Below are 24,472 nucleotides of genomic sequence, written 5' to 3'. Positions count from 1 at the left end.
CCGCGCGCGAAACGTCCAGCACAGAGGCCGCCTCGCCCGATCCCGGGCGCTCGCGGCGCGGGCGCCGTCAGGCGCGGCGCGCGCGGCGCTCGCCGCGCCTTCGCGCGAGCGCGGCGGCCGCGCCGAGGGCGACGAGCGGCAGGGCGAGGGGCGTCGCGGCCTCGTCGGGCGAGAGCCGGCAGCCGCAGCCGCCCTGCTTGGGCTCCACCGGCGGCGGCGCCTCGTCCGGCGGCGCGTCGTCGACGGGCGCCTCCGCCTCGTCGGCGCCCTCCGCGGGCGCGCCCTCGGACGCCTCATCCTGGGCGGGCTCGTCGCTCTTCCCGGCCTCGGCCTTGTCCGCCTTCTCGTCCTTCTTTTTCTTCTCGCCGCTGAAGACGATCGCGCGGCGATCGATGACGGGGTTGTCGCCCTGCAGGGTGATCTTCTGCTTCTGCCCCATCTGCACGCCGTCGCTCGCGCGCTTGATCACGAGCTCGTACTCGCCGGCCTCGAAGCCACGATCGCGCCGGAGGACGAAGTCGAACTTGGTGATCGCGAAGACCTTGCCGCTGCCGTCGGAGAAGCCGACGTCCATGCTCTCGTTGATCGACTGCTGGTTCTGGAGCGGGATGCGGACGAGGACCGGGGTCTCGGGCGACTTGTCGGTGAGCGCTCGCTCGTAGTGCACCGTCGGCGTGAACGAGAACAGCATCGGGATGTGCCCGAGGTGCGGCATCCCTCCGTAGTTCATCGTCATCTTGAGCTTCCATCGGCCGCTGTCCTCCTTGGGCGAGCGGTCGACGATGGTGACGGTGCCCGCCGCGTGCGCGGCGCTCGCGGGCAGCCACGCCCCGATCAGCGCGAGCGCGGCGGCGACCACGCGCGCGGCGAGGAAGAGGCGGCGCGCCGCGCCGGGCCGGGTCGCGGCGGGGCGGGCGTGGGGACGCTCGGCGCGCGGACGCCGCGCGCCGAGCTGAGACAGGGGACCGGTTCGAGATCGGGCGGTTCGCATGCGCGGCACGCTACCAGGGATTTCGTGGCAACGAGACGCGGACGAGAGGGCCGGCGGCACGGACGAAGAGGAGCAGCGACGTGGACGAGAAGATCACCGCCAGCGTGGACGAGGCGACGACCGCGAGCGCGCGGGGCTCAGTCCGGGAACCAGAGCAGCGCGTCGGAGGTGGGCTTGTAACAGGCCTGGCGGCCCGCCTCCTCGTTGTCGGTGCAGCTCGCGTTCTCGAGGCAGTCGACGATCTCGTAGCGGCCGGCGGCGTTGTAGATGGTGGTGAACATCGCGCGCTGGGCCCCCTCGAGCTTGCTGAACGCGCTCTTGCACGCGGGGACGGGCACCCTCTCGCAGCGGGCCATGCGCGCGCAGCGGGACTCGATGACCGGCGCCGCCGTGGGCTCGTCCGGGTTGAGCTTGACGGCCACCTCGTCGTTGCACTCCAGGATGATCTGGCTCCGGTCCGGCGAGCTCTCGGTGGCGGCCTCCATGCGGCGCGAGAAGCAGCTCGTCATCGCGCGGAGGTACGTGGGCGACGAGGTCGGGTAGGCGGCCTTGCACGCGTTGAGGTGCTCCCAGGACGCACCGGCGCGCTGGAGCTTGGCGAGCGCGGAGCACCACTCGGCCTGGGCGGCGATGACACCGTCGCGATCGGGGAAGCTGGTGGGCCGCTCAGAGCATGCGTTCAGCGCGAGCATCGACGCGGCCACCGCGATCGGCAGAGCCAAGGATCGAAGGGCGGGCATTGGCGGACCCTAGCACGAGAGGCCCGCCGACGCGGAATCTCCGGATGCTCGCCGCCCGTCATGGCCGGTTTCGTACGAGCTCGCAGCGGAGCCTCACGCCGCCGCCGCCCCCGCCGTCGCGGAGCGCGGCGGCGCCGTCGGGGCCGAAGACCACACCGAGGTCCAGCCCGCCCCGGGCCGCGGCGCGGATCTCGATCGCCTCGACGCACAGGGCGCCGCCGCCGCCGGAGAGCAGCGCCGACGCGGGGGCGTCCCCCTCGAACAGCGGCGCCCCGCTCCTCGAGGCCACCCGCAGCGCGGCGGGCAGCTCGGCGATGAACCGGTGCGACGGTCGCGCGCCGCCGCAGCCGCCGGCGCCCACCTCCGCGAGCGACGCGAGGGTCCCGAGCGGCTCGAGCGGACCGACCTGGCCACGGGCGACGTCGATCGGCCCCGCGACCACCTCCCCGGAAGCGACGGAGTAGCCGACGAGGGCCACGAAAGGGGCGTCGAGCCGGCGGCCCAGGGTGAGGCGGGCGCCCGCGAGCTCGGGGACACGCGCGAGCCCGAAGGCCGGGAAGGTGCCCTGCCGCACGGCGACGACGAAGCTGCGCCTCCCGGCGTCGAGGGCGAGCAGCTCGCCGCCCGGCAGCTCGACCGCGGCGGCGATCGTGCCGGCGTGGTCGAACGGCAGGAGCGCCGGGGGCTCGGCGCCCGCGCGCACGCGGAGGCCGCGCCGCCCGTGCGGGCCGCTCGCGTCGAACAGCAGCAGCAGATCCGCGGGCGCCCTGGCGCCGGGCGCGAGCAGCACGGGGACGATGTCGCCGGACGTCGCGCCGAGCGAGCCGTCGCGGAGCGACAGGCGGCGCGGCGCTCCGGCGCGCGCGAACGGCAGGAGCACGCTCGCGGTGAAGGTCCCGTCGCGGAGCGCGCCCAGGGGCGAGGACGGGGCGGTCGACAGCGAGACGACGGGGGGCGCGCCGCCGGTCGGGCGGGCCGCCGCGGGCTCGCCCCCTGCCGCGGGCGTGCCCCGGGGAGCGCGGCGACCCGAGGGGGGCGGCGCCGGGGCGGCCGACGGCGGCGGGAAGGACGAGGGGTCGTCGTCGAGGCGGCAGGAGATGAGCGGCGGAGACGCGGCGCGGAGCGCCGGGTTCACCGCAGGAGCGAAGGGCGGCGGCGCGCTGCGCGGCCACGGCGGAGGGCCGCCCCAGCCGAGGCGGACGAGGCCGTGCTCACCCATCGCGCAGCCGATCGGGGAGCAGGCGAAGGGGGCGCCCTCGTCGAAGGGAGGCTCGATCTGGCGTGCGGGCGGGCCCTCGGCCGGGCGCCACGAGCGGCCGCCGTCGGTCGACTCGAAGAAGGCCGGCGGGTCGTCGCCGGTGGCGGCGAGCGCGAACCGCCCGCCGACGACGACGTTCTGGACGCCGGCCGGGAGGGGAAAGACCGTGACACCGCCGCGCGCGTCGATGCGCAGGCCGGCGATGCGGCCGCCGCGGCGGCGCGAGAGCAGCCGCTCCGCGCGACGGGCGCGCGCGGGTGAGCCCGCCTCCGGCAGCGCCTCGCGGGCGGGCGGGACGCCGTCGGCCTCCTCGGGCAGGTGCAGCCAGCCGCGCACCGCGCCGTCGTCGTCCTCCCAGAAATCGGTGTCGACGAGGCGCGGCGATGCGGCGCCGGCGGACCCCGGGAAGACGCCGCCCGCGAGCGCCGGGAAGGCGCCGCCCGCGAGCGCCGGGTCGCGATCGCGCACGCGGACCACGCGGACGCCCTCGGGTGGACCCGCAGGACGACGGTCGCGCCCGCGCGCGGGGGGGCCGAGAGGCGATCTCCGCGGCGCGCCGTCCTCCTCCTCGCCCTCGGAGGTCCGGCTCTCTTCCTCCTCTTCCTCCTCTTCCTCCTCGGAGGCCCGCGGCCGCGGCCCCTCCGGCGCCTCCAGCACGAGCGCGGTGACGGTCCCGCGCTCGCCGGCGATCCAGCGGTAGAGGCGGTCGGCGTCCTCGCCCTCGATCCGGCGCTCGACCCAGCGGCCGCCGCCGACGCGCACGCACACGCGCGCAACGCTTTCCTCCGCGGGCTCGCGGCGCGCGGCGTCCTCTCGCGGCTCGTCCGGCGAAAGCCGCGCGAAGCGCGGGGGCCACGGCGCCTCGTCGTCCGTCGGGCCGGCGTCTCCCGGGCTCTCCGGAAAGTCGTGGAGCCCAGGGGGGACGCTGCCGCACCGGCCGATGAAGGCGAGGCGACCGCGATCGTCGCCGACGAACGCGCCCGGCGGGCTCGCGATCGGATCGGGGCCTCGGCTGCGGGGCGGGAACGTGGCCTCCAGGCGTGGCGCGGAGAGCGTCGTCTCGAGCCGGAGCACCTGGGCGGCCTCGTGCGCGCACGCGAGCAAGACGTCGCCGCCCGACCGGAACGGCTGGCAGCGCGCATAGCTCGGGTCGAGGCTCTCGATCTCCGCCTCCGCGAGGGGCCGGGCGGTCGCCGCCGCGAACACGGCGAGGCCGCCGTCGCGAGCGACGAGCAGCCGGCCGCCCGGGAGGAGCGCGCCGGTCGCCGCGGCCAGCGCGAGCCCCGCTGGAGCGAGCGCGCGGACCGAGGAGGCGCCGAGCGAGGGGTCCCGCGCAGGCGGGAGCGAGAGCGAGGCGCTCGGCCCGGCCGGCGGCGGCGCGAGCGCCGCGGGTACGAGGCCGGCGGCGCTCACGCGGAGCGCGGCGCCGCCCAGCGGACCGAGGAGCGCGACAGCGCTGCCGCCGTCCTGCTCCTCGAGGAGCGACGTGGCGAGCCCGCGCGTCTCGAGCACGTCGATCCAGGTGGCGCCCCCGTCGAGGGTGACCGAGGCGCGGCCGAACAGGTCGAGGCGCGCCGCGCGGCGCGCGTCGACGGCCACCGCGTCGACCACGCCCGCGGCGCCGAAGCGGCGAACGGCGAGCGTGGAGGGATCGATCTCGAGGAGCCCCCGATCGCTGCGCAGGACGATCGCGTCGAGGTACGGCCGCGCGCCGCCGGGGGCGCCGACGTCGGCGATGGGCGCGAGCTCGCCGAGGAAGTCGGCGGCGCGGTAGACGCGGCCCTCGGACCACAGGAGGAACCCGCCCCCGAGGCGCGCCGGGATCGACCGGAACCCGCGGAGCAGCTCGGCCGCGGGGGCGTCGGCGAGCACGACGCCGCCGTCGAGGCGCACGCGGCGCCCTTCGAAGAGCGCGGGCTCCGGGCGGGGCGCGGGCGCGCGTTCGCCGGCCCCGGCGGCGGCGTCGAGGAGGACGCCGAGGTCCTCGGTGAGGACGTAGCGCGCGGGCGAGAGCGGCAGCGGGTCGGCGAGCGCCGCAGCCCGCGCCTGCGCAGGGCGCGGAGGGCGCTCCGGGGCGGCGCTGCACGCGGCGAGGACGGCGGCGAGGACAGCGACGAGCGCGCGGGGCGTCACTTCCTGGCCCGCACCGGGATCAGCCCTCGTCCGGCGCGCCGCCTCGGTCGCTGCCGGACGCGCCGCTGCCGTTCGGCTTCTTCGCCTTGCGCGCGGTGCGCGCGAGCAGCGGCGGCACGTGCGCGTCGACCTCGCCGATCCACAGCCACATGCCGGCGCGGCGGAGCTGCTCTTCGTGACGCCGGCCGAGGAGCGTCCAGAGCCGATCGCGCGCCTCCACCGCGCTCTTCACGGGCTCCGGCGCCTTGGCCTTGGCCCCCTTGGGCTTGAGGAGCGAGAGGAGCTCATCGCCGGTGGCCGCGGTCTCGTCGATCTGCGCCCTGGTGATCGCGGTCTTGCCTTTGACCTGCGCGGCGTGATCGCGGAAGAGCTGGGCGAGATCCACGCAGTCCTGCACCATGTCGCGCGCGCCGCTGCCTGCCATGATCTTCTTCACCCGCTGGGCCGGCAGGACGCCCGCCTTCATGAGGGCCACCGCCGCGCTGAGGAGGAGGTCGCGGAGCTCGTGCGCGCGCTGGAGGAGCTTCTTCGTGGTGCCCGGCGACGAGCGGTCCACCTGCGCCGCGGCATAGACCAGGCCGAGGGCGAGCCGGCCGAGCGACTTCATCGCGCCGAGGTCGAAGGGAGCGGGCAGCTTCAGCAGCTCGGCCTCGTGCGGCCCCACCGCGTCGAGCCCCGCGCGGACGTTGTGGTGGACGAGCGCGACGTCCGCGCGGAGCGGGCGGATCTCGCGCGCGGGGATGCGCCGCGCTTCTTCCATGAACTCGGCGGCTGCCTCGGCCGAGCCCGGGAGCGCGGGCGCGCCGCCTTCGCGGTCAGGCGCCGCGGCGGGCGTCTTCTGGTTGTTCTTGTCGCTGTTCTTGCCGGCGGGCTGCTTCTTTGCGGGTGCTCTCGGCATCGCATCTCCTCGCTGGGTGGGCGTCCTCGACTGTAAAGTACGCGCTGGGCGAGGGGGCCGGGAAGAGGTTCCGTGCGAGCAGCCAGGGCGCGCCTTCCGCCTGCGCACACCGCACCGCATCCATGGCCCGGCGCATCCGAGCGGTGGGGGACGGCGCCGCGGCGACCGCAGCACGGCGGTCTCGCGAGGGTCCGCCACCTTGCCGGGACCACCGCGCGGTGGTCTCGTGGAGATCCGCCACCTTGCCGGGACGACCGCGCGGCGGTCTCGTGGAGGTCCGCCGCCTTGCCGCGACCACCGCACGGTGGTCTCGCGGAGGTACGCCGCCTCACCGGGACCGGCGCATTGCGGTCTCGCGAGGGCTCACGACCGTGCCGCGACCACCGGACGGCTGTGTCCTACCAGCCTAGAACGACAAACAGGTTGAAACCCCAGAAAAGAACAGGAATTTGAACCGCCAAGCGCGCCAAGGACGCCAAGATTGTATTTTGTCCTTGGCGTCCTTGGCGTCCTTGGCGCCTTGGCGGCTAATTTCTCGCTCGAGCAACGTGATCGGCGTCCTAGAATACCAATCATGTTGAAACCCGGAGAATTTCACAGGGAGGCGAGGAGGCGGGGAGGAAGAAAAAAAAAAGAATCTCTCCTTCTCGCCGTCTCTCGCTCCCCGACTCCTCGCCTCCCTGTGAAATTCCTGCTTTTTCTCGGGGTTTCAACCCGTTTGTCGCTCTAGCGTGTCGTATCAGCCCAGGGAGTTGCCGCTGTCCGGAGCATGGGGCCGCGAGGGATCCTTGGGACGTTCTATGAGCAATTGATTCGTCCTCGGCACGTTGTTGCGGCTCATTCAGGATATCTCGCCCTGTGCGCCGGGTCTGGACGGGTCGACCTGTGCCCAGAGGTCGCTGAGGTCGAGCGCGAGACCGTCAAGCCCGGTCACCCGTATCTCGACCTGTTCCCTCCCGCTCACGAACATGGTGTAGCGTCCCTCCGGGCCCAGCTCCAGGCAAACGATGAAGCGTTGTGTTGGCTCCACCAGCCAGTACCGGCGCACACCGTGACGCGCGTACTCGCGATTTTTGATTTCAAAATCCGTCCACTCGTCGACCTCCCGCGGTGACACCACCTCGACCACCAGCGCCGGGGGGCGACCGGAGAGGTTGGCGTCGGCCTCGGGCAGCTCGCCAGCCGTATAGACGCAGATGTCCGGTTTGCGACCCCCGAGCTTGGACACGACCAATTTGTGCCCGGGCCCGTGTGGAGAGGTTCGACGGCGGGCATCTCGCCTGCGCCTGCGCGCGGGGCCGAAGCGACGCTCATTCCCTCCGTGCCGGAGCCCGGCATGTTTCCTTCCCTATCTTTTTCGCCCATGTTCAGTCCTACGGCGCCTTGCAAACAGGTCCTACGAAGTAGCCTTTGAGCACCGAGATTCCCCCCGCGCCGATAGCAACCACGTTGTGGGTGCCGTTTTCGGTGCACACGATCCGTGGGGTACCGCAGCGCCGGACGCCTGCTTCGTCGGCTGGCTCTTCGGAGGTTTCGGCGAGCACCTCGTCGCGCTCGCCGCTGGCGCACGCGCCTCAGCGCCCGCCCACGACCGCCTTGCACTGCACCGGCTGCCGGCTCTCCTGGCCGTACAGGACGAGCACGAGCGTGCCGCCGCCGGCGCCCTGCGCCGGCTCGCTCCGCCGCGCCGCCGCGGGGCCAAGCCCGCCGCGCCCGCGCCGATCGACGGGCCCGCCGTGCGCGCCGAGCGGCGCCGCGGGCGTCGGCCCCGCGAAGCGCGCGATGAGCTTCTTCACGGCGCCGGGCGGCTCGTAGAAGCCGAAGCCGCCCTCGTAGCGCTCGTCGCGCACGACGAGCTCCACGGCGTCGAGGCACGCGCGCTCGCGCGACCACCGGATCACCGCGACGCCGGCCGTCCCGGCCGCGGTGATCCCCGGCAGCGCGCCGGGCACGAGGCCGATCTCCGTGTCGAACGACAGGACCACGCGCGCCTCTCCGGCGCGCGGCGCGCAGGCGGGGTCGCCGCCCGCGCCCAGCGCGCCGAGCGGGGCGAGGGCCTCCTCGGGCCCCAGGGTGCCGAGCACGGGGTCGACCGCCGAGAGCACCGCGCCGCCGTCTCCGGCCACCGCCACGAAGACGGGCGCGCCCGCGCGAGCGCCTGCGCCGAAGGCGAAGCGCGCCCGCTGCGCCGCCGTCGCGCGCGCGGTGCGCTGCACGTGGAGCTCCCGGATCGCCGGAGGCGGCCGGCCGCCCGCGGGCCGCGCGAGAGGAGCCTCGCCGCGCGCGCCGCGGAAATCGACCGAGCTCACCGCGAGGCCGTCGTGCCGGGGGCTCAGGAACACCGCCCGATCGCCGAGATCGACGCCCACCGCGGGCTGGGGGGCACAGCCGCCGATCGGCCGCGTGACGCGCGCGGCGTCCAGCAGGCCGGCGAGGCACACATCCGCCGGGCCGGCCGCGACCGGGGCCACGCGACCGTCGCGATCGATGACGAGCCCGAGCGGCGCCTCGTACGGCCGGTACGCGAGCTGGAGCCCGGCGCTCGCGAGCGGCACGGTGGCGCGGCGGATCTCGGCGCGCAGGTCGAGCGGCGCGATCCAGGCGAGCTCCGCGTCGGCCAAGGAGGCGCCCGGCAGGCCGCCGCTGCCCGACCGGGCAACGCTGCCCGGCAGGCCGACGTTGAACGACGGCAGCGCCAGCATCCCGAGGGTGCCGAGCCGCAGCGTGCCCGCCATGCGCGAGGACGGCGCGGCGACGGCGCCGAACCCGGACGACTCCGGCACGCGCGCGGCGTCGAGCGGCCCCGCGAAGCTGCAGGCGAGCCGCGCGAGGGGCTGCGGCGCCGGGGGCCGCGCCGCCCTGTCGCGGTCGGGCCAGGGTGGCGCGGGGGGCGGCTCCGCCACCGCCGCGCCGGGCGGCGACGCGGCGCCCGGCGCGCCGCCGCCGCCGCCGGAGCGCGGGGCCGACGCCCACCCGAGCCGGAGGAGCGTGCCGAGGCTGCAGCCCACCGCCGAGCAGGCGTCGAGGCGCGCAGCCCCGCCGCCCGGCGGCGGCGCGACGGGCGCCCACCGCTGCCCTCGATCGATCGTCTCGAAGAGCCCGCCGTCCTCGGTCTCGGCGAGCGCGAAGGGGCCCGACGCCGCGATCGAGCGCGCGCGCGCCGGCACGGCGTGGCGGCGCAGCCGGCCGGCGGGGTCGATCGTGATCGGCGCGGGATCGGCCGCGTAGCCGTGCACGGGGAGCCAGCCCTCGATGGCGTCGTCCGCGCGCACGGCGAGCGCGCGCGAGAGCAGCTCCGCCCGCTCCTCGCCGTACGGAGGCCAGAGGAGCGGCGGCTCGCCCCGCGCGATCCGCACGACGCGCAGCGCGCCGCGCACCTCGACACGCTCGCCGTCCGGCAGGAACGTGCCGGGGCGCGCGATGAGGGCGACCGCGCCCCCGCCGCGGCGCGGGATCCAGGCGAGGACGTCGCTCGCGTCCGCCGCGTCGAGGCGGTGCTCGACCCAGTCCCCCGGCCCGCGCCGCACGCAGAACACCGCGCTCTGTTGCGTCGCGTCGCCGGCGATCGCCCCCTGAGAGAGCGCGCGGAGATCGATCCGCGGCCTCGGCGGCCCCTCGCATGGCCCGACGTAACCGAGCGCCTCGCCGTCGACGCCGACGAAGCGATCGGTCGCCCGCGCCGGCTCGAGCAGGAGCTCGAACGAGCGCTCGACGCGGAGCGCGCGCGCGTCGCCGGAGAGGTCGACGACGCTCGCGCGCTCCGGGCCGGCGCAGACGGCGAGCAGCGCGTCGCCCGCGCGGAACGGCGCGCACTCGCCGCTGCCCGGCGGGAGCGGCGCGACGGACGAGGCGCGGCCGGTGGCGAGGTCGACGCGGCCGATGAGGCCGTCCACGGCGAGCGCGGCCCCGCCGTCGGCGAGCGGCAGGCCCGAGGCGACGGCGTCCGCGAGCTGCTCGAAGGGCGAGCGGCCGAGCCACCCGGGATCGACGCCGGCCGCCGGCGGCGCGCGCCGCGCGCGGGGCTCGCCGAGGCGACCGCTCGGCTCGACGGCGCGCTCGAGGCCGAAGGCCAGCGAGGCGACGATCTCCTCGCCGCGGACGTCGAGCGCGATCGCATCGCCGAGCTCCGCCGTGACGTCGCGGTACGAAGCGCCCGCGTCCAGCGTGAGGAGCGCGCGCCCGAAGACGGTCAGGACGAGCGCGCGGCGCTCGCTGGCCGCCGCGGCCGCGACGAGGGACGGCGAGCCGAGCGGCCGCAGCGCGCCGCTCGCGCCCTGGACGACGAAGCTCCCGGCCGCGGTGAGCAGCCCGATGCCGTCGAGCCACGGGAACGCGCCGGCGACGTCGCCCGGCAGGGTCGCGAGCTTGCGGAGCTCCCCGCCGAAGCTCTCGGCGGCGTAGAGGTCGCCGCCGCTCCAGAACAGGTAGCGCGCGGCGCGCGCGACGCGCGCGACGCCGACCGCGCGCGCGCCGGGCCGGGCCCACGCGGGGAACGCCGCGCCGCCGGCGAGCGCCACGCGGTCCGCGCCCAGCGGCTCGAGCCGCTCGAGGCCGTGCAGCTGGGCGCGCTGGCCGTTGACGATCGCCCTGTCGACCTCCCGGCCGTCGATGACCACGCGTTCGACAAGACCGACGAGGTAGGGCTGCGCGACGTACCGGGCCGGGCCGAGCGCGACGGTCGCGGGGGCGCGGGGAGGCGGTTCGGCCGCGCCGGGCGGCGCGGCCGCCGGCTCGGCCGCGCCGCACGCCGCGAGCGCGAGCGCGGCGAGGAGAGGAGCCACGACGTCTTCGGCGGTCATGCGGGTGCGGGCCTCGGCGGGCGCGAGTCTAGCCGCTCTGCGCGGCGCCGAGCGCGATGCTACCCGCGAAACGCGTCGGCCTTGAGGTTGTACCGCCTCATCCAGCGGTGCACCTGCACGCGATCCCTCCCCAGCACGCGCGCCACGGCGGCGACGTTGCCCTGGTGCCTCGCCAGGAGCTCCCGGAGCACGCTCTCCTCCGGGGCGGTCCTCGGCGGCAGCGGCCCGCCCGGCGCGGACGCTACGTCCTCCGCGGGCTCCTCGTCATACTGCGGGTAGACCGTGGCGCGGGAATCCTCCGCGAGCGGGCCCGCGAGGGAAGCGCCCCGGGCCCCGTACGTCTTCATCCGATCGCGGATGCTGTCGCTGAGATCCTGGATGCCGAACTCGGCGCCGCGATCCGCGGCGGCCCAGCGCTTCAGGAGCGCCTCGAGCTCCCGCACGTTGTAGGGGAAATCGTGGTGGAGCAGGGCCGCCATGGAGACCATGCTGGGCCGGATCTCGGACCGGCCGTGGCGCGCCGCGAGCGCGGTGCAGAGCAAGAACATGTCTTCCTTGCGCTCGCGAAGGGGGGGCAGGGTCACGCTGTGCTCGTTCAGGCGACCGAACAGATCGGCGCGGAAGGCGCCCGTCTGCTGGAGCTTGTCGAGATCGCGGTGCGTGGCGGCGACGATCCGCACGTCGATCCGCTCGGCCTGCGTCCCGCCGAGCGGCGTGAACTCCTTCGACTGGATCACCCGGAGGAGCTTCGCCTGGGCCTCCGCCGGCATGTCCCCGATCTCGTCGAGGAAGAGCGTGCCCTCGTGGGCCGCGCGGAGGATGCCCGCCCTGTCGCGGTCGGCGCCCGAGAACGCGCCGCGCCGGTGCCCGAAGAGCTCCCCCTCGACGAGGGCGGCGGGGATGGCGGCGCAGTTGATGGCCAGGAACGGGCCGCGCCGGCCGCTCCAGTCGTGGAGCTGCTGGGCGAAGATCTCCTTTCCCGTCCCGCTCTCACCGCGGATCAGCACCGAGAGCTCGCTGCGCGCGATCTCGTACAGGCTGCGGGCGAGGGTCCGGGTCTGGTAGCCGCCCACGATCCGCCCCATCGAGAAGCTCGGCGGCCCCTCCTGCGAGCCCGGCGCCTCGACGTAGGCCCCGTCGATGCGGTAGCGGGCGTAGCTCTCGACGTCGCGCTCGACGAACTTGAAGATGGCGTCGCCGACCCGGACCTGGTCGAGGTGCGCGATGGGCGCCTCCGTGACGAACTCGCCGTTGCAGAGCGTGCCGTTGCGGCCGCCGAGGTCGGTCAGCCGCCAGACGCCGCCCCGCCGCTCGATCCGGGCATGATGGCGCGAAGCGCTGCGCGTCGGCACGGACACATCCGCGGTCGGATCGCGGCCGAGGACCGAGCCTTGCTCGAGCACGGGGTACGCAGGACGAAATTGCTCGTAGTTGTCGGCGTAGAGCAACACGAGCCCCGCCCCGGCGCTGGTCTGCCGGGAGAACGGAGCACGAAATTGCATTGACGCTGTACTATCGATGTCCTTCGACCGCTCTGTCCCGTCGCCGTGCATTTGGACATGGTGATGGTACCAACCTATCCGTCCGCCGGGCGCATCATTCGTCCGAGCCGATCGTGCTCGCGGAGGGGTCTTCGGAGCGGCTGACCCACATCCACGCCGCGCCTCAGCCGTCCTCGGGCCGCGCGCCCACGGAGCACACGAGGCGCTGCGTCGTCGCCTGCGCTCGCAGGGCGCCCTGTCCTGCGCCGGCGCCGGCCCCCTGCCCCCGCGCGGCCGTCCACCGCGCGATCAGCGCCGCGTCCTCCGCGCGCTCACCGCGCCGCCTCGAGTCGGAGGCGGCGAGGTGCAGCGCTTCGAGGCAGACGCGCTCGCGCCCCCAGCGCACCTGCGCGAGGCCCTGGTTCCCGAGCGCGATCGCGGGCAGCGCCCTCGGATCGAGGCGCAGCGCGCGCTCCGGATCGAGCGCCACGAGCGCGCGCCACGCGCCCCGCTGGGCGCGGCAGCGCGCGTCGCTGGCGGCGGTCAGCGTCGCCCAGGGCGCGAGCGCGACCACCTCGCCCACGGTCCCCCCCATGCGGTCCAGCACCGCCGCGCCCGCGATCTCGGGGGCCGCGCCGTCGAGCACCAGCACGCCGGCCTCGCCGTCGTCGCGCCACGCGAGGGTCATCGGCCGGCCCCGGAGCTCCTCGCGGTCGAGCGCCACGAGGCGCGCAGGCCGCCGGGGCTCCGGCGTGTGCTCCTCGACGGCCACGCGGCGCCGGAGCTCACCGAGCACGAGCGCGCGGCCCGGACCGAGCAGGAGACCCGGGGCCCGCCCCGGCGCGGAGTCCGCGTAACCTCGGCGCGGCTCGAACGCCGGGAGCGCCCGCGCGCCCTGCGGGCCGAGCAGCAGCTCGCCCCCCTCGGCGGCGAGGACGAGCAGCCCGACCTCGCCGCTCGCAGCGAGCAGCGGGATCGACGCGCTGCGCTTCCCGCCGCTCGGCGCGAGCTCGGTCGCGTTCAGCCGCAGCGCCTCGCCGCGCAGATCGAACGGCGGGAGGTAGAGCACGCTGTGCGTCCGGACCGCCGCGACCTTCGGGCCTCGCTTTCCCGGCGCGGCGCCGCCCTTGCCCGACGCCGCGCCGCCGGGCGGCGCCTCCTCGGGCGCGGCCTCCTCGGCGGGCGGCGCCTCCTCGGCCGGCCGCGCGGCGCGCCCAGGCGCCGGCGCGTCGGCGACGACATCGAGCGTCTCGCCATACGACGTCGGCACGGTCCATCGCCCCGGGCCAGCCTCGAGCGCGGCGCGCGGGCGCAGCGCCGGCAGCTCGATCGGCGCACAGGAGAGCGACGGCAGCGCCTCCGGCGGCCCGTCGATCGGGCCGACGCCGCCCGGGCAAGCCGCCGCGTCCACCCCGGCGGCGCCCGCGCGGCCGGCCACCGCCGCCCCGCAGCCCGGCGCGGCGGCGGTGGCCGGCGACGGCTCGCCCGCGCCCCAGCCGAGCCGCACCACGCCGCTCAACGCACAGCCGAGCGCGGAGCACCCGCCCTGGAACGACGGCGGGGGCACCGGCGAGCGCCCGGCGGCGCGCCACGTGCGGCCGTGATCGAGCGTCTCGTAGAGCTCCGCGCCGGCCGTGACGAGCACGCCGTGGTCGCCGGTCACCACCATCCCCGCCGGATCGGGCGGCAGGGCGTGCGGCGAGACCGTCCCGTCGTCCGCGATCGTGACGCCCTGGCTCCCCTGCCCGACGGCATCGGACCACTCGACCGACGACAGCCACCCGTCGACCCCGCCGTCCTCGCGCGCGCGGAAGCGCCTGTCGACGAGCACCCGTGTCCCGTCGCGCGGGGGCGGCGTCCAGTACCAGCCGGGGAGGTGCCCGCGGAGCTCCACGACCCGCGCGCCCCCCTCGTCGCGGCCCCGCGGCGCCCCGGCGGGCGCTGGCAGCCGCGCGTCGCGCTCGCCCCTCAGCAGCGCGATCGCGCTCCCGTCCCGGCGCGGCGCCCAGCCGACCAGCGCCTGCGACTCGCCGAGCTCGACCGCGTGCTCGACCCAGTCGTCCGGGCCGCGCCGCACGCAGATCCTCGGGTGGATCACGACCTCGCCGTAGCGGCGATCTCGCTCCTCGTCGCTGGCGACCCGCGGCGACGCAGCGCAGCCGCCGACGTAGCCGAGCGCGCCGCCGTCGTCGGCCACGAAGAACCCCTCGTCGCTGAAGGCGCGCTCCATCCGCGGCGCCTCGCCGCGCTCGGAGCGCAGGACGTAGCTGCCGTAGCCGTCGTAATCGTCCCACACGCAGAGGAAGAGCGGCCCCTCCTTCGCGGGCACCGGCACGCAGCCCAGCCCGTCCGGGAGCCAGCCGGAGAACCGCTCGCGCACCGCGCCCGTGCTCACGTCGATCCGCGCGACGCCGCCCTCGAACACCCCGAGCGCGGTCCCGTCGGGCAAGAGCGCGCCCGCGGAGACGGCCGCCGCGAGCGGCGCGAGATCGTCGAGGACGGGGGCGTCGCGCGAGGCGGCCTGGGCGCCCGCGAAGAGCAGCTGGAACGACCCGCTCGGCCAGCTCGAGCGGAGGTCGCCGTCGGGCCGGCCGAGCGAGCCGTCCGGGAGGACGGCCACGCGCCCGAGCGCCGTGTCGAGCGAGAGCGCGTCCGGGGCGACGCTCAGGGCGCGCGCGGCGAGCCCGAGCCGCTGGCCGGCGTCGATCCACGTCCTGCCGCCGTCCGCCGTCGTCGCGGCGCGGCCGAAGACGTCGAGGCGCGCCGCGCGCGCGGCGTCCAGCGCGGCCAGATCCTGGATGGCCGGCATGTCGAGCGCCCGGCCCCGAGCCTCGCCCGGCAGGAGCTCCCGCGGTCCCCGCTCCGTGAAGACCACGACGCCTCGCAGGCCGTTGCGGGCGCCCCGCACCGCGCCGCCGCCGCCGCCGAGCGCCACCTCGGCGAGCGGCCCCGTGAAGCCGCGCGAGCGGAACGCCCTGCGCCGGGTCCAGTGCAGGAAGCCCCCGCCGAGGTGGGGCGCGATCGCGAGCGATCCGACGACGGGCTCGCCGGACGCCCACAGATCCGCCTCCCACGCCGCCGCGGCGACGCGCCCGTCTCCGCCGAGCTCGAGCCGCGCGCCCTCCGCGACGACGCGCGCCGCGACGGCCGCGGCCGGTCCGTCGTGCGTTGCCCGGAACACGCCCTCGGAGAGCGCCAGGAAATAACGCGCCCCCGCCGGGGCAGCGCTGGCGGAGCCGGCCGCGCCCGGCGCACGCGCGGCCCGCGCAGCCCCCGCGCCGCTCGCGGGGCTCGGCTCGGGCGCACGCGCGCAGGCGGCCGCGAGGAGAGCCGAGATCAGACCGAGCGAGCGCACCAGCATCCGGGGAAAGCACGACGGTATCCGTTGTCGCGCCCCCGTCCAGCGTCGATCCACGTTCTCGCCCCCGCGCCCTCCCCCCACGGCGGCCGCGCCCGCCGTCCCCGGCTCCCGCGCGCCTTCGCGCGGCGGCGTCGTAAGCTGCAGCCGCGGCGCCCGGCGCCCGCCCGGAAAGCCTGTGCACTCCCCTCCCCGCCCCCGACGACCCACCCGCGACGAGCTCGTCGCCGCCGCCGGCAAGACGGTGCCGGACGTCCTCGCCCCGGACCTCGACGTCCTCTTCTGCGGCATCAACCCGGGCCTCTACAGCGCCGCCGTCGGGCACAACTTCGCCCGCCCCGGCAACCGGTTCTGGCCGGCGCTGCACGCCGGCGGATTCACCGATCGCGTGCTCTCCCCGTCCGAGGAGCGCGAGCTGCTCGAGCTGGGGGTCGGGATCACCAACGTGGTCGAGCGCGCGACCGCGTCGGCCGACGAGCTGTCCGCCGAGGAGCTCGCCGCGGGCGGGCGGCGGCTCGAGACCACGGTGCGGCGCTACCGCCCCCGCTTCCTCGCCGTGCTCGGGATCGGCGCCTATCGAGGCGCCTTCGGCAGGCCCCGCGCCGCGCCCGGCCCCCAGCCAGAGACGCTCGGCGCAACGCGGCTCTGGGTGCTGCCGAACCCCAGCGGGCTCAACGCCAGCTACCAGCCGGACAGGCTCGCGGCGATGTTCCGCGCCCTCCACGAGGCGGTCACGTCGACCCGGGCCTCGCGGTGAGCGGGCGCCTACTCGGGCAGCGCGCTCGCCTCCTCCTGAGGCACCTTCGCGCGCGCGCGGCGGGCCTCTTCCCGGACGGCCGCGAGGCCGGGCGGCCCCTCGGGCGATCGCCCGCCGCGGTTGGTCACCGCGGCGAGCCACGCGAACGGCGAGTCGGGCGCGCTCTGCGCGACGAGGAGGACGGCGCGGGACGCGTAACGCGAACAGCCGTCCTCGCACACGGGCAGGACGAGGCGGAGCCCTCCGCCGCCGCCTCGGCCCACGAGGGGCGCCACGCGGAGCTCCGACGGAGGCGGCGACAGCACAGCCATCATCGCGCGCGCCATCCGATGGACGAACGTCGCTCCGGACATCACAGGCGGCTCGGAGGTCGGCACCCCCGCGCCGTCCGCCGCGTCGAGCCGGCTCGGCGGGAGCGCGAAGAGCCCCGCTCCGTCGGCCGCCGCCGCCGGCGACGGCAGCGCGCCCGCGAGCGCTCCCACGAATGAAGCCAGCTTGAGTCCGAATCGCATACGTGCTCCCTCTGCGGCACGTCCAGCAGGCCCCATGCCAGCCATGCGCCGCCGGCCGCGGCGTCGCATCCACGACGGTCCGCTCCGTTCGGCGCGCGTGACGGATCGCCACAGCGTGGCGGCGCGGAGCCCGATCCCACGCGGCGTTGTCGCTGCGCGCTGGCGGCGTTGTCGCTGCGCGCTGGAGGCGTTGTCGCTGCGCGCTGGAGGTGCCGCGGCGAGCCGGAGATACCCGCTTCGAGCAGGAGAATGGCGGAGAATGGCCCTCGCCGCGCGCGCGCCGCTTTCGCTTGCCAGAAGGTCCGGGCGCCGTTAACCGTCTTCGTCATGCCCGACCGAAAGCCAGGGCTGAGCCCGCTTCAGGTGAAGTCCTCGGTCCAGCCGGGCGCTCCCCTCCCGTCCGAGCCCGTGGCGAGCATCCTGCTCGTCGACGATCACCGCGCGAACCTCCTCGCCCTCGAGGCCGTGCTCGATCCGCTGCGCCAGCGGCTCGTCACCGCGCAATCCGGCGAGGAGGCGCTGGAGCACCTCAACCGCGAGGAGTTCGCGCTGATCCTCATGGACGTGAAGATGCGCGGAATCGACGGCTTCGAGACGGCCGCCCGCGTGAGGGGGCTCGATCGGGCGAGGCACACGCCGATTATCTTCATCTCCGGGCTGCCGGAGGACGAGGACCGACGGTATCGCGGCTACCGCGAGGGCGCGGTCGATTATGTCGTCAAGCCGTTCAATCCCGACATCCTCCGCGCCAAGGTGGCGGTCTTCGTCGAGCTGCACCGGAGGGCCGAACAGATCAAGCGGCAGGAGGCCGCGCTCCGCCAGCTGGAGCGCCAGGCGAGCGACGAGGTGTTCCGGCGCATCATGGACACCAGCATGATGGGCCTGCTCTTCAGCGACTACGAGGGGCGCGTCATCGAGGCGAACGACTGCTTCCTCTCGATGATCGGCTACACCCGCGAGGACCTCAGGGCGGGGCTTCTCAGCTGGCAGGAGCTCTCCCCGCCGGAGTACGAGCATGTCCACCACGACGCGATCAACGAGCTGAGCCTCCACGGCGTCACGAGGCAGTTCGAGAAGGAGTACATCCGCAAGGACGGCAAGCGCGTGGCGGTCCTCGTCGGGTCCGCCCGCATCGAGACGCAGCGGCGCAACCTCACCTACGTGCTCGACATCAGCGAGCGCAAGCGCGCCGAGGCCAACGTCAGCCTCCTCGCCGGCGCGGGCGAGATCCTCTCGTCCTCGCTCGACTTCCGCGAGACGCTCGGGCAGCTCGCCCGGCTCGTCGTTCCGCTGCTCGCCGACTGGTGCGCCGTGGACATCCAGGGCCAGGACGGCGCGATCCAGCGCGTCGCCGTCCAGCACACCGACCCTCGGAAGGCGGAGCTCGTCCGCCGGATCGAGCAGAGTTATCCTGTCGATCCCGCGGCGAGCCGCGGTGTGCCGAAGGTGCTCCGGACGGGCGAGGTCGAGTGGGCGTCCGAGATCCCGGACTCCCTGCTCGTCGAGAACGCGCGGGACGAGGAGCACCTCCGGATGGCGCGCGAGCTCGGCCTCCGGTCGTACCTGGTCGTGCCGCTGGCGGCGCGCGGCCGCGTCCTCGGCGCGATCACGCTCGCGCACGCCGAGTCGGGCCGGCATTACACGAAGGTCGACGTGCAGTTCGCCGAGGAGCTCGCCCGGCGCGCCGCCCTCAGCGTCGACAACGCCCTCCTCTTCGAGCGCGAGGTCACCGTGCGCAAGGAGGTCGAGACGCTCGCGGAGGAGCTGAAGCACAGCGAGGCGCAGTTCCGGCTGCTCGCCGAGACGATGCCGCAGCTCGTGTGGACGAACCGCCCGGACGGCCACCACGAGTACTTCAACCGGCGCTGGTACGACTACACCGGGCTCACCGCGGAGGACACCGGCGGCGAGGGCTGGAGCCGGATCATCCACGCCGACGAGCACGAGCGGGCGATCGAGGCCTTCCGGGAGGCCCTCCGCACGGGCGAGCCGTACGAGAGCCAGTGCCGGCTCCGGCGCGCGGACGGCGTGTACCGCTGGTTCATCGGCCGGGCGGTCGCCGCGCGCGACGGGTCGGGCCGCATCGTCCGCTGGTTCGGCACGTACACGGACATCGACGATCAGAAGCGCGCCGAGGAGGAGCGGCAGCGGCTCGTCCAGGCGCTCGAGCGCAGCAACAAGGAGCTCGATCAGTTCGCGTACGTCACGAGCCACGACCTCAAGGCGCCGCTCAGGGGCATCGCCAACCTCTCGCAGTGGATCGAGGAGGACCTGAACGACAAGATGACGGCGGAGAGCCGCAAGCAGCTCGATCTGCTGCGCGGGCGCGTCCACCGGCTCGAGAACCTCATCGACGGGATCCTGAGCTACTCGCGGGCGGGCCGCGCCCGCGAGAAGCCCGAGGCGATCGACGTGGGCAAGCTCCTCCGGGAGGTCATCGAGCTGCTCGCGCCCCCGCCGGAGACGCGCGTGGAGATCGCCCCCGACATGCCCGTCCTCGTCACGGAGCGCGCTCCGCTCCAGCAGACGTTTTTGAACCTGATCGGCAACGCGCTGAAGCACGCCGGGGGCACCGATCCGGAGGTCCGGATCAGCGCGCGCGACGCCGGGCCGTTCTGGGAGTTCTCGGTCTCCGACAACGGGGCGGGCATCGCGCCCGAGTACCACGACCGCATCTGGGGCATCTTTCAGACGCTGAAGGCGCGCGACAAGGTCGAGGGCACCGGAATCGGCCTGTCGGTCGTGCAGAAGATCGTCCAGAGCAAGGGCGGGCGCGCCTGGGTCGAGTCCGCCGTCGGCGCCGGCGCCACCTTCCGGTTCACCTGGCCCAAGATCGAGGCCAGAGAGCCTTCATCCCCCTGATGAGCCCGCCTCGAGCGCGGGGCGTGGCGCGCGGCGACGCGCCTCGCTCGCCGGACAGGCACGGAGCTTGAACGACCTCCTCGAAACACAAGGCGGCTTGTCGCGGCCGACCTCGAAAGGAGGGTTCCCATGCTGTCGATGTCCAACCTGCCCAGGCTCTGCCTGGGCGCGCTTGCGCTCTCGCTGTTCACCGCGTGCGCCGCGGCGCCTCCCCCGGAGCAGGCTCGGCCTGAGCCGAGGTTGCCGAACCCGGGCCCGGATGGAGTCTACAAGGTTGAATGGCCCGATCTCAGGGAAGGCGAAGATCGATTCATCGACCTCACCCTCGGGGCCGACATCGCCGACGTCTGCCGCCTTCCCAAGACGAGCTTCGCCTTCGACTCCTCCGAGCCGCTCCCGCAGGAGCACGTGGAGCTCCGGGCGCTCGTCGACTGCCTGCGCGCATCGAGCCTGAAGGGCGCGAGGATAGAGCTCGTCGGCCGCGCCGATCCGCGCGGCACCGCGGCGTACAACCAGGATCTCTCGCTCCGCCGCGCCGCGCGGGTGAAGGAGATCCTCGTGGAGGAGGGCATCCCCGCGGATCGCATCACGACGCGCGCGACCGGCGCCGCCGGGGCGGTCGGAGCTCAACCGATGTACTCCTATGGCTATGATCGCAGGGTCGACGTCGCGCTGATCGGCGTCGCCCATGCCCCCCGGTGACGCGCGCGCTCGCCCGCTCCGCGGACGCGGCTCGGAGCCCTGCCGGAGCGGCGCTGCAGCTGGCGCTCTCCCTCTCGGCAGGGCGGCTCTCCTCCTCCAATCCCACCTCTTCCGTTGGTGACGGCGCCGCGCGCCGCGGCCCTTGGTTCACCGGCGCTCGTCTTCACGGTTCACGGTTCACGGTTCACGGTTCACGGCGCGTGTCGCGCCCGAGGCGCGTCACGACAGCTGTGGCGTTTCGTCACGCGAGCGCCACGGCGGCGCGCCGCGGCCCCGGGGACAGGCGCTCCGGGCGCAAGCTCTCGGTTGGTCCGGGCCCTGCAATGGTTTCCCGACACGAACCGGCGGATGTCATGTCCGTCACGAGGAGACAAGAGCCATGACGAACCGAATGAACAGCGCGGTGGGGACTGCGAAGGGTGTGGTCGAGTCGGCGGCGTCCGGCGCGGGCGTCGCCGCGACGGCGGCCAGGACGACGGCGTTCGACGTCGCGAAGGCGGTCGCCGGCGTCGCCGCCACGGTCGGGGCGCTCGGCTTCGACGACGTGCTCGGCTGGGTCGGGCTCTCGCGCAAGCGGAGCCCGCTCACGGCGATCGGCCTCTTCGGCGCCGGCCTCGCGGTGGGCGCGGGCGTGGCCCTGCTGCTCTCGCCGACGTCGGGCGAGGCGCTGCGCCGCGAGCTCCTGACCCGCCTCGACGGCCTGAAGCGGCAGGCGACCCGCGGGGTCGAGCAGGCCGAGCGCAAGGTCCAGGACAAGGTCGGCAGCGCGGTCGACGCGGTGAAGGGCGCGGTCGCGCCGCCCGACGCGAGCTCCGCGAACTCGCATTACGGCATCGAGGGAGCTGGGCTGTCCCACGGCGGCGAGAGCGGCCATCACCTGAGCTGAGGCGCTGGCCGTGTGGCTCGAAGCCATCATCACGCGGGAGGATCTCGCGCAGATCCTGGGCGAGTTCCTCCCGGTGAAGATCCACCTGGACGACGACGAGACGACCGATCGCTGGCTGTACCTGGGCAAGGCGACCGAGATTGCCCTGGCCGACGACCTGGGCTTGCGGGTCACCTGCCCGGCGGAGCTCCAGTGGTCCATCGCGGGCGTCAACCCCACCATCCGGCTCGATGAGCTCAAGGTGCTGATTTGCCCCGAGATCATCGAGAGGAACAAGGGGAGCGTCCTGGCGTTCAACGTCGAGCTCGAGGAGGCGGACATCCGCGGCATCCCCTCGATCCTCGACCACACCGTCATGAAGGCGGTCAACGCGGCGCTCGCGAACAAGCGGCCTGAGTGGAACTTCACGAAGACGCTCACGCACACCGTGGGGCTCCCCTCCAACCTCGATCCGATCGAGGGGCTGCACATCGGGGTCGCCTGGGGCAAGCGCCGCATCAGTCAGGACGCGCTCGTGCTCGTGGTCTCCTTCAAGCTCAATTTCGTTCGAGGCGATTGAGCTTCGCGGTTGCCGACAAGCGCCCCGCCCCCTCTCCGGGTTGGCGGGGCGCTTCGCTCGAGCGTCGTTGTGTCCGAATCACCCTCGCCCGTTACCTCGCGATCCCGGAGGGGGCCGGGCATCCCGCCGAGCCCCCGGCCAGCGCGCGCATGACGTCCGTGCGCGTCACGACCCCGATCACGCGGTCCTCGTAGACGACCGGGAAGTCCGGCTCCTGGCTCGCGAGCATCCGCCGCGCGGCGTCGCCCCCGAGCTCGCCAGGCCACAGCTGGACCGCCCTGCCCTCGCTCGGAGGCTCTTCGGGCGGCGCCGCGGGCGCCATCACCGCCTGCGCCGCGCGCCACTCCCGCCGCGCCTCCACGAAGAAGAGCGCCGACAGCGCGGCCACGACGAGCTGACCGCCGAACAGGCCCACGAAGAACAGCGCCGCCGCCGCCGCTTGCCCGAGCGCCGCCGTCAACGACGTCGCGAGCCAGGCGCCGGTGAGCGGCGAGAGCGCCTCGCGCAGCGCGCGCCCCCCCTCGAGCGGCAACACCGGCAGCAGGCCGAGCAGGGCGATCCCCAGGTTGGCGCTGGCGATCCACACGACCGCGGCCTCGCGCGAGGGCGCCTCGGCGGCCTTGAGGACCGAGGCCCATCCGAGCTCGCCCACCCCGCGCTGGGCCTCGACGGCCAGCGCGAAGAGCGCCGCGAGGGCCACGTTCGCCGCAAGGCCGAGCGCGCCGCCCTGCGCCCGTCCCGCAGCAGGACGTGAGCGGCTGACGATCGGGCCGAGCGGCGAGAGCTGGATCTCCCGCACCCTCAGCCCCAGCTGCCTGGCCACGATCCCCTGCACGAGCGCCTGGAGCCCCACGCACCCGAGCAGCGCCGCGCCCAGCGCGCAGCCGAAGAGCGCGCCGCTCCAGCCGTACCGCGCCCCCCACTGGAGCGCCCCGATCGGGAGCAGCAGGCCGAACGCCGCATGCGCAAACACATCAACACCGCCGAGCCGCGTGATCCTGATGACCGACTTCATGGTGTCTTGCTCCTGGGTTCCCGCAGGCACCTGCACATGGCGGGAGGCGCAGTTCCGACGTGCCACTGCCCCCTCCCCCGGGGCGTGGCGAACACCTCGTCGCGCGATCGACCGCTCGGCTGACGGGCACTTGTCCCAGATTTTTCTGATTTTATTGCAAATGACATGCCGTTTTCCTGCGCCTCGCTTGCGAGGGGGCGGCGCGCGGAGCCATTCCGAGGAACGCAGCGGATGCCGGGCTCATCACACGTCGCCTGAATGCCGCGGTGTGGCGTTCCGCTACATCGTGGGCGCACACCGTCACGGCGCCATATCCGGGCTCCCCAGCCGGGCGCCGAGCGATTCAACGTTCGAGTTCTGCATGCGTCCACTCCTTCACCAGCGCACCCGCGCCGCGCGCGCCTCCGTGGCGTGGAGCCCCAGGGTCACGGGCCTCTCCGCCGCGCTCTGGAGAGCGGCGAAGAGGGCTGTGACCGAGCGAGGCGCGCCGGGCTCATCCATCGTGTGTTCGGCGTCCCCACGGCACAGGGCGTGCCGCCGCACCCGCCCCCGCGTGCCCAGTCCGATCTCCGCCGCTCGCCGACCAGAGCTCGCGAGGACGGATGGAGGCAGGCGCGCCCCGTTGCGGCGATCCGCGCCAGCGTCGCTCGACCCCCGCCGGGTGCGTGCGACCGACCCGAGCGGCGCGGCATGCGGTGTGCACAGGCGATGACAGGCGATGAGCAGCGGAGCCGACGGGGTGTCGAGATCGGCTGAAGAGACGCGGCAAAGGATCGTTTATGTCAGAGCGCAGAAGCCAGGTCGATGATTTCACTCGGCTCACCGAGGAGGATTTCACGCGGCTCACGCAGGAGACCGAGCGGCTCGCGAAGCACGTCGAGGATCTCCGGCACCGGATCGCCGCGACGACCGCGAAGCGGCGCGCGTCCTCCGGCACGCTCCCTGCGCAGAGCGCCGCCCCGTTCGCACCGCCGCACGGCTCCCCCTCGGAGCGGACGCACAGCGCGACGCCGGAGCGGCCGTGCGACGCCGTCGCGGAGCGGCCGTATGACACCGCCGTGGAACGGCCGTATGACGGGCCACCGGAGCGGCCGCATGACGCCGCCGAAGAGCGGACGCACGACGCGGCGTCGGAGCGGCCGCTGCGCGGAGCGACGGAGAGGCCGCCGCCCCGTCACTCTCCCTTTCCCGAGCGCCCCTCGTGCCTCGCGAACGTGTCGCGATGGCTGCCGCCGCTCAGGACCGCGAGAGATGCCATGGAGTCGGGCGTCCACGAGAGGGTGGGAGAGGCAGGGCGTTACAGCATCATCACGCCGCGCAACAAGCCGAGCGATCTCCCGACGAAGCGCCGCTCGCCCAAATCCGACGTGGCCTGAGGCGCCGGCCCCGGAGGGCCGCCGCGTCGGCGCGGGGGCCCTTTCCCGCGTTGTCCCGCCGCGGCCTCACGCGCGCGCTCGGCCCGACCGCGCGCCTTGCGCGCAGCACGCGCGCCTTGCGCGCCGCACGCGCGCGCTGCGTGCT

Annotated in this window: 16 protein-coding genes; 6 read left to right on the top strand and 10 right to left on the bottom strand. The window is 74.9% G+C overall.

Translation table 11 applies throughout. The features are described from left to right. Positions 1 to 67: 67 nt before the first annotated feature. The 8 genes from ACSRUE_RS22880 to ACSRUE_RS22845 all read right to left on the bottom strand — a co-directional run bounded on the left by ACSRUE_RS22880 (position 68) and on the right by ACSRUE_RS22845 (position 15,661). The gene (locus tag ACSRUE_RS22880) at positions 68 to 991 is read right to left on the bottom strand and encodes an MYXO-CTERM sorting domain-containing protein (RefSeq protein ID WP_441292855.1); all 924 of its coding nucleotides are present in this window, start codon (positions 989 to 991) and stop codon (positions 68 to 70) included. A gap of 137 nt (positions 992 to 1,128) precedes the next feature. Continuing rightward, a complete protein-coding gene (locus ACSRUE_RS22875; protein WP_441292854.1) occupies positions 1,129 to 1,731 on the bottom strand; it encodes a hypothetical protein in 603 nt (200 codons plus the stop codon). A 58-nt stretch (positions 1,732 to 1,789) separates the two neighbouring features. Then, positions 1,790 to 5,122 (bottom strand): hypothetical protein, encoded by a 3,333-nt coding sequence (locus ACSRUE_RS22870; RefSeq protein WP_441292853.1) that lies wholly within the window; start codon positions 5,120 to 5,122, stop codon positions 1,790 to 1,792. Positions 5,123 to 5,141: 19 nt separating this feature from the next. Continuing rightward, positions 5,142 to 6,020, bottom strand: a complete 879-nt coding sequence (locus ACSRUE_RS22865; protein WP_441292852.1) for a hypothetical protein — start codon at positions 6,018 to 6,020, stop codon at positions 5,142 to 5,144. Between the two features lie 841 nt (positions 6,021 to 6,861). Beyond that, the gene (locus ACSRUE_RS22860; RefSeq protein ID WP_441292851.1) at positions 6,862 to 7,248 is read right to left on the bottom strand and encodes a Uma2 family endonuclease; all 387 of its coding nucleotides are present in this window, start codon (positions 7,246 to 7,248) and stop codon (positions 6,862 to 6,864) included. Positions 7,249 to 7,594: 346 nt separating this feature from the next. Further along, positions 7,595 to 10,819 carry a hypothetical protein gene (locus ACSRUE_RS22855; protein WP_441292850.1) on the bottom strand — a complete coding sequence of 1,075 codons (3,225 nt, stop codon included), beginning with the start codon at positions 10,817 to 10,819 and terminating at the stop codon, positions 7,595 to 7,597. A 59-nt stretch (positions 10,820 to 10,878) separates the two neighbouring features. Next, complete coding sequence (locus ACSRUE_RS22850) at positions 10,879 to 12,321, bottom strand: sigma 54-interacting transcriptional regulator (protein ID WP_441292849.1); 1,443 nt, start codon at positions 12,319 to 12,321, stop codon at positions 10,879 to 10,881. Positions 12,322 to 12,484: 163 nt separating this feature from the next. After that, positions 12,485 to 15,661: a hypothetical protein gene (locus ACSRUE_RS22845; RefSeq protein ID WP_441292848.1), complete on the bottom strand. Its 3,177-nt coding sequence runs from the start codon at positions 15,659 to 15,661 to the stop codon at positions 12,485 to 12,487. 241 nt (positions 15,662 to 15,902) lie between these two features. On the opposite strand from ACSRUE_RS22845, the gene mug reads away from it, so the two are divergent. After that, entirely contained in the window at positions 15,903 to 16,415 is a 513-nt protein-coding gene (gene mug, locus ACSRUE_RS22840) for a G/U mismatch-specific DNA glycosylase (protein WP_441293118.1), read from the top strand. A gap of 8 nt (positions 16,416 to 16,423) precedes the next feature. Here mug and ACSRUE_RS22835 read toward each other — a convergent pair whose 3' ends face one another. Next, positions 16,424 to 16,927: a hypothetical protein gene (locus ACSRUE_RS22835; RefSeq protein WP_441292847.1), complete on the bottom strand. Its 504-nt coding sequence runs from the start codon at positions 16,925 to 16,927 to the stop codon at positions 16,424 to 16,426. A 327-nt stretch (positions 16,928 to 17,254) separates the two neighbouring features. On the opposite strand from ACSRUE_RS22835, the gene ACSRUE_RS22830 reads away from it, so the two are divergent. From ACSRUE_RS22830 to ACSRUE_RS22815, 4 genes are all read left to right on the top strand, one after another. Then, on the top strand, positions 17,255 to 19,789 hold the full coding sequence (locus tag ACSRUE_RS22830) for a PAS domain S-box protein (protein ID WP_441292846.1): 2,535 nt from the start codon (positions 17,255 to 17,257) through the stop codon (positions 19,787 to 19,789). 129 nt (positions 19,790 to 19,918) lie between these two features. After that, a complete protein-coding gene (locus tag ACSRUE_RS22825; RefSeq protein WP_437766314.1) occupies positions 19,919 to 20,491 on the top strand; it encodes an OmpA family protein in 573 nt (190 codons plus the stop codon). Positions 20,492 to 20,870: 379 nt separating this feature from the next. Next, positions 20,871 to 21,377, top strand: a complete 507-nt coding sequence (locus tag ACSRUE_RS22820) for a YtxH domain-containing protein (RefSeq protein ID WP_441292845.1) — start codon at positions 20,871 to 20,873, stop codon at positions 21,375 to 21,377. A 10-nt stretch (positions 21,378 to 21,387) separates the two neighbouring features. Continuing rightward, positions 21,388 to 21,936, top strand: a complete 549-nt coding sequence (locus ACSRUE_RS22815) for a hypothetical protein (RefSeq protein ID WP_012237734.1) — start codon at positions 21,388 to 21,390, stop codon at positions 21,934 to 21,936. Positions 21,937 to 22,027: 91 nt separating this feature from the next. Here the strand turns inward: ACSRUE_RS22815 and ACSRUE_RS22810 are convergent, their stop codons facing one another. Beyond that, positions 22,028 to 22,951, bottom strand: a complete 924-nt coding sequence (locus ACSRUE_RS22810; RefSeq protein ID WP_441292844.1) for a CBS domain-containing protein — start codon at positions 22,949 to 22,951, stop codon at positions 22,028 to 22,030. 779 nt (positions 22,952 to 23,730) lie between these two features. Between ACSRUE_RS22810 and ACSRUE_RS22805 the strand changes: the two genes are divergently transcribed. Then, positions 23,731 to 24,327 carry a hypothetical protein gene (locus tag ACSRUE_RS22805; RefSeq protein ID WP_441292843.1) on the top strand — a complete coding sequence of 199 codons (597 nt, stop codon included), beginning with the start codon at positions 23,731 to 23,733 and terminating at the stop codon, positions 24,325 to 24,327. Positions 24,328 to 24,472: the final 145 nt, after the last annotated feature.

It is taken from the genome of Sorangium sp. KYC3313 (genome assembly GCF_052075895.1).
Taxonomy (GTDB): Bacteria; Myxococcota_A; Polyangia; order Polyangiales; family Polyangiaceae; genus Sorangium; species Sorangium cellulosum_B.
Note: the sequence above shows the minus strand (reverse complement) of the source record. Positions and strands in the feature narration are given on the sequence as shown.

Excerpts from the sequence above, each read along its gene's own strand:
- ACSRUE_RS22845 (WP_441292848.1), bottom strand. The coding sequence starts at position 15,661 with ATGCTGGTGCGCTCGCTCGGTCTGATCTCGGCTCTCCTCGCGGCCGCC.
- ACSRUE_RS22810 (WP_441292844.1), bottom strand. The coding sequence starts at position 22,951 with ATGAAGTCGGTCATCAGGATCACGCGGCTCGGCGGTGTTGATGTGTTT.
- ACSRUE_RS22820 (WP_441292845.1), top strand. The coding sequence starts at position 20,871 with ATGACGAACCGAATGAACAGCGCGGTGGGGACTGCGAAGGGTGTGGTC.
- ACSRUE_RS22850 (WP_441292849.1), bottom strand. The coding sequence starts at position 12,321 with ATGCAATTTCGTGCTCCGTTCTCCCGGCAGACCAGCGCCGGGGCGGGG.
- ACSRUE_RS22880 (WP_441292855.1), bottom strand. The coding sequence starts at position 991 with ATGCGAACCGCCCGATCTCGAACCGGTCCCCTGTCTCAGCTCGGCGCG.
- ACSRUE_RS22830 (WP_441292846.1), top strand. The coding sequence starts at position 17,255 with ATGCCCGACCGAAAGCCAGGGCTGAGCCCGCTTCAGGTGAAGTCCTCG.
- ACSRUE_RS22835 (WP_441292847.1), bottom strand. The coding sequence starts at position 16,927 with ATGCGATTCGGACTCAAGCTGGCTTCATTCGTGGGAGCGCTCGCGGGC.
- ACSRUE_RS22875 (WP_441292854.1), bottom strand. The coding sequence starts at position 1,731 with ATGCCCGCCCTTCGATCCTTGGCTCTGCCGATCGCGGTGGCCGCGTCG.
- ACSRUE_RS22865 (WP_441292852.1), bottom strand. The coding sequence starts at position 6,020 with ATGCCGAGAGCACCCGCAAAGAAGCAGCCCGCCGGCAAGAACAGCGAC.
- ACSRUE_RS22855 (WP_441292850.1), bottom strand. The coding sequence starts at position 10,819 with ATGACCGCCGAAGACGTCGTGGCTCCTCTCCTCGCCGCGCTCGCGCTC.
- ACSRUE_RS22825 (WP_437766314.1), top strand. The coding sequence starts at position 19,919 with ATGCTGTCGATGTCCAACCTGCCCAGGCTCTGCCTGGGCGCGCTTGCG.
- ACSRUE_RS22805 (WP_441292843.1), top strand. The coding sequence starts at position 23,731 with ATGTCAGAGCGCAGAAGCCAGGTCGATGATTTCACTCGGCTCACCGAG.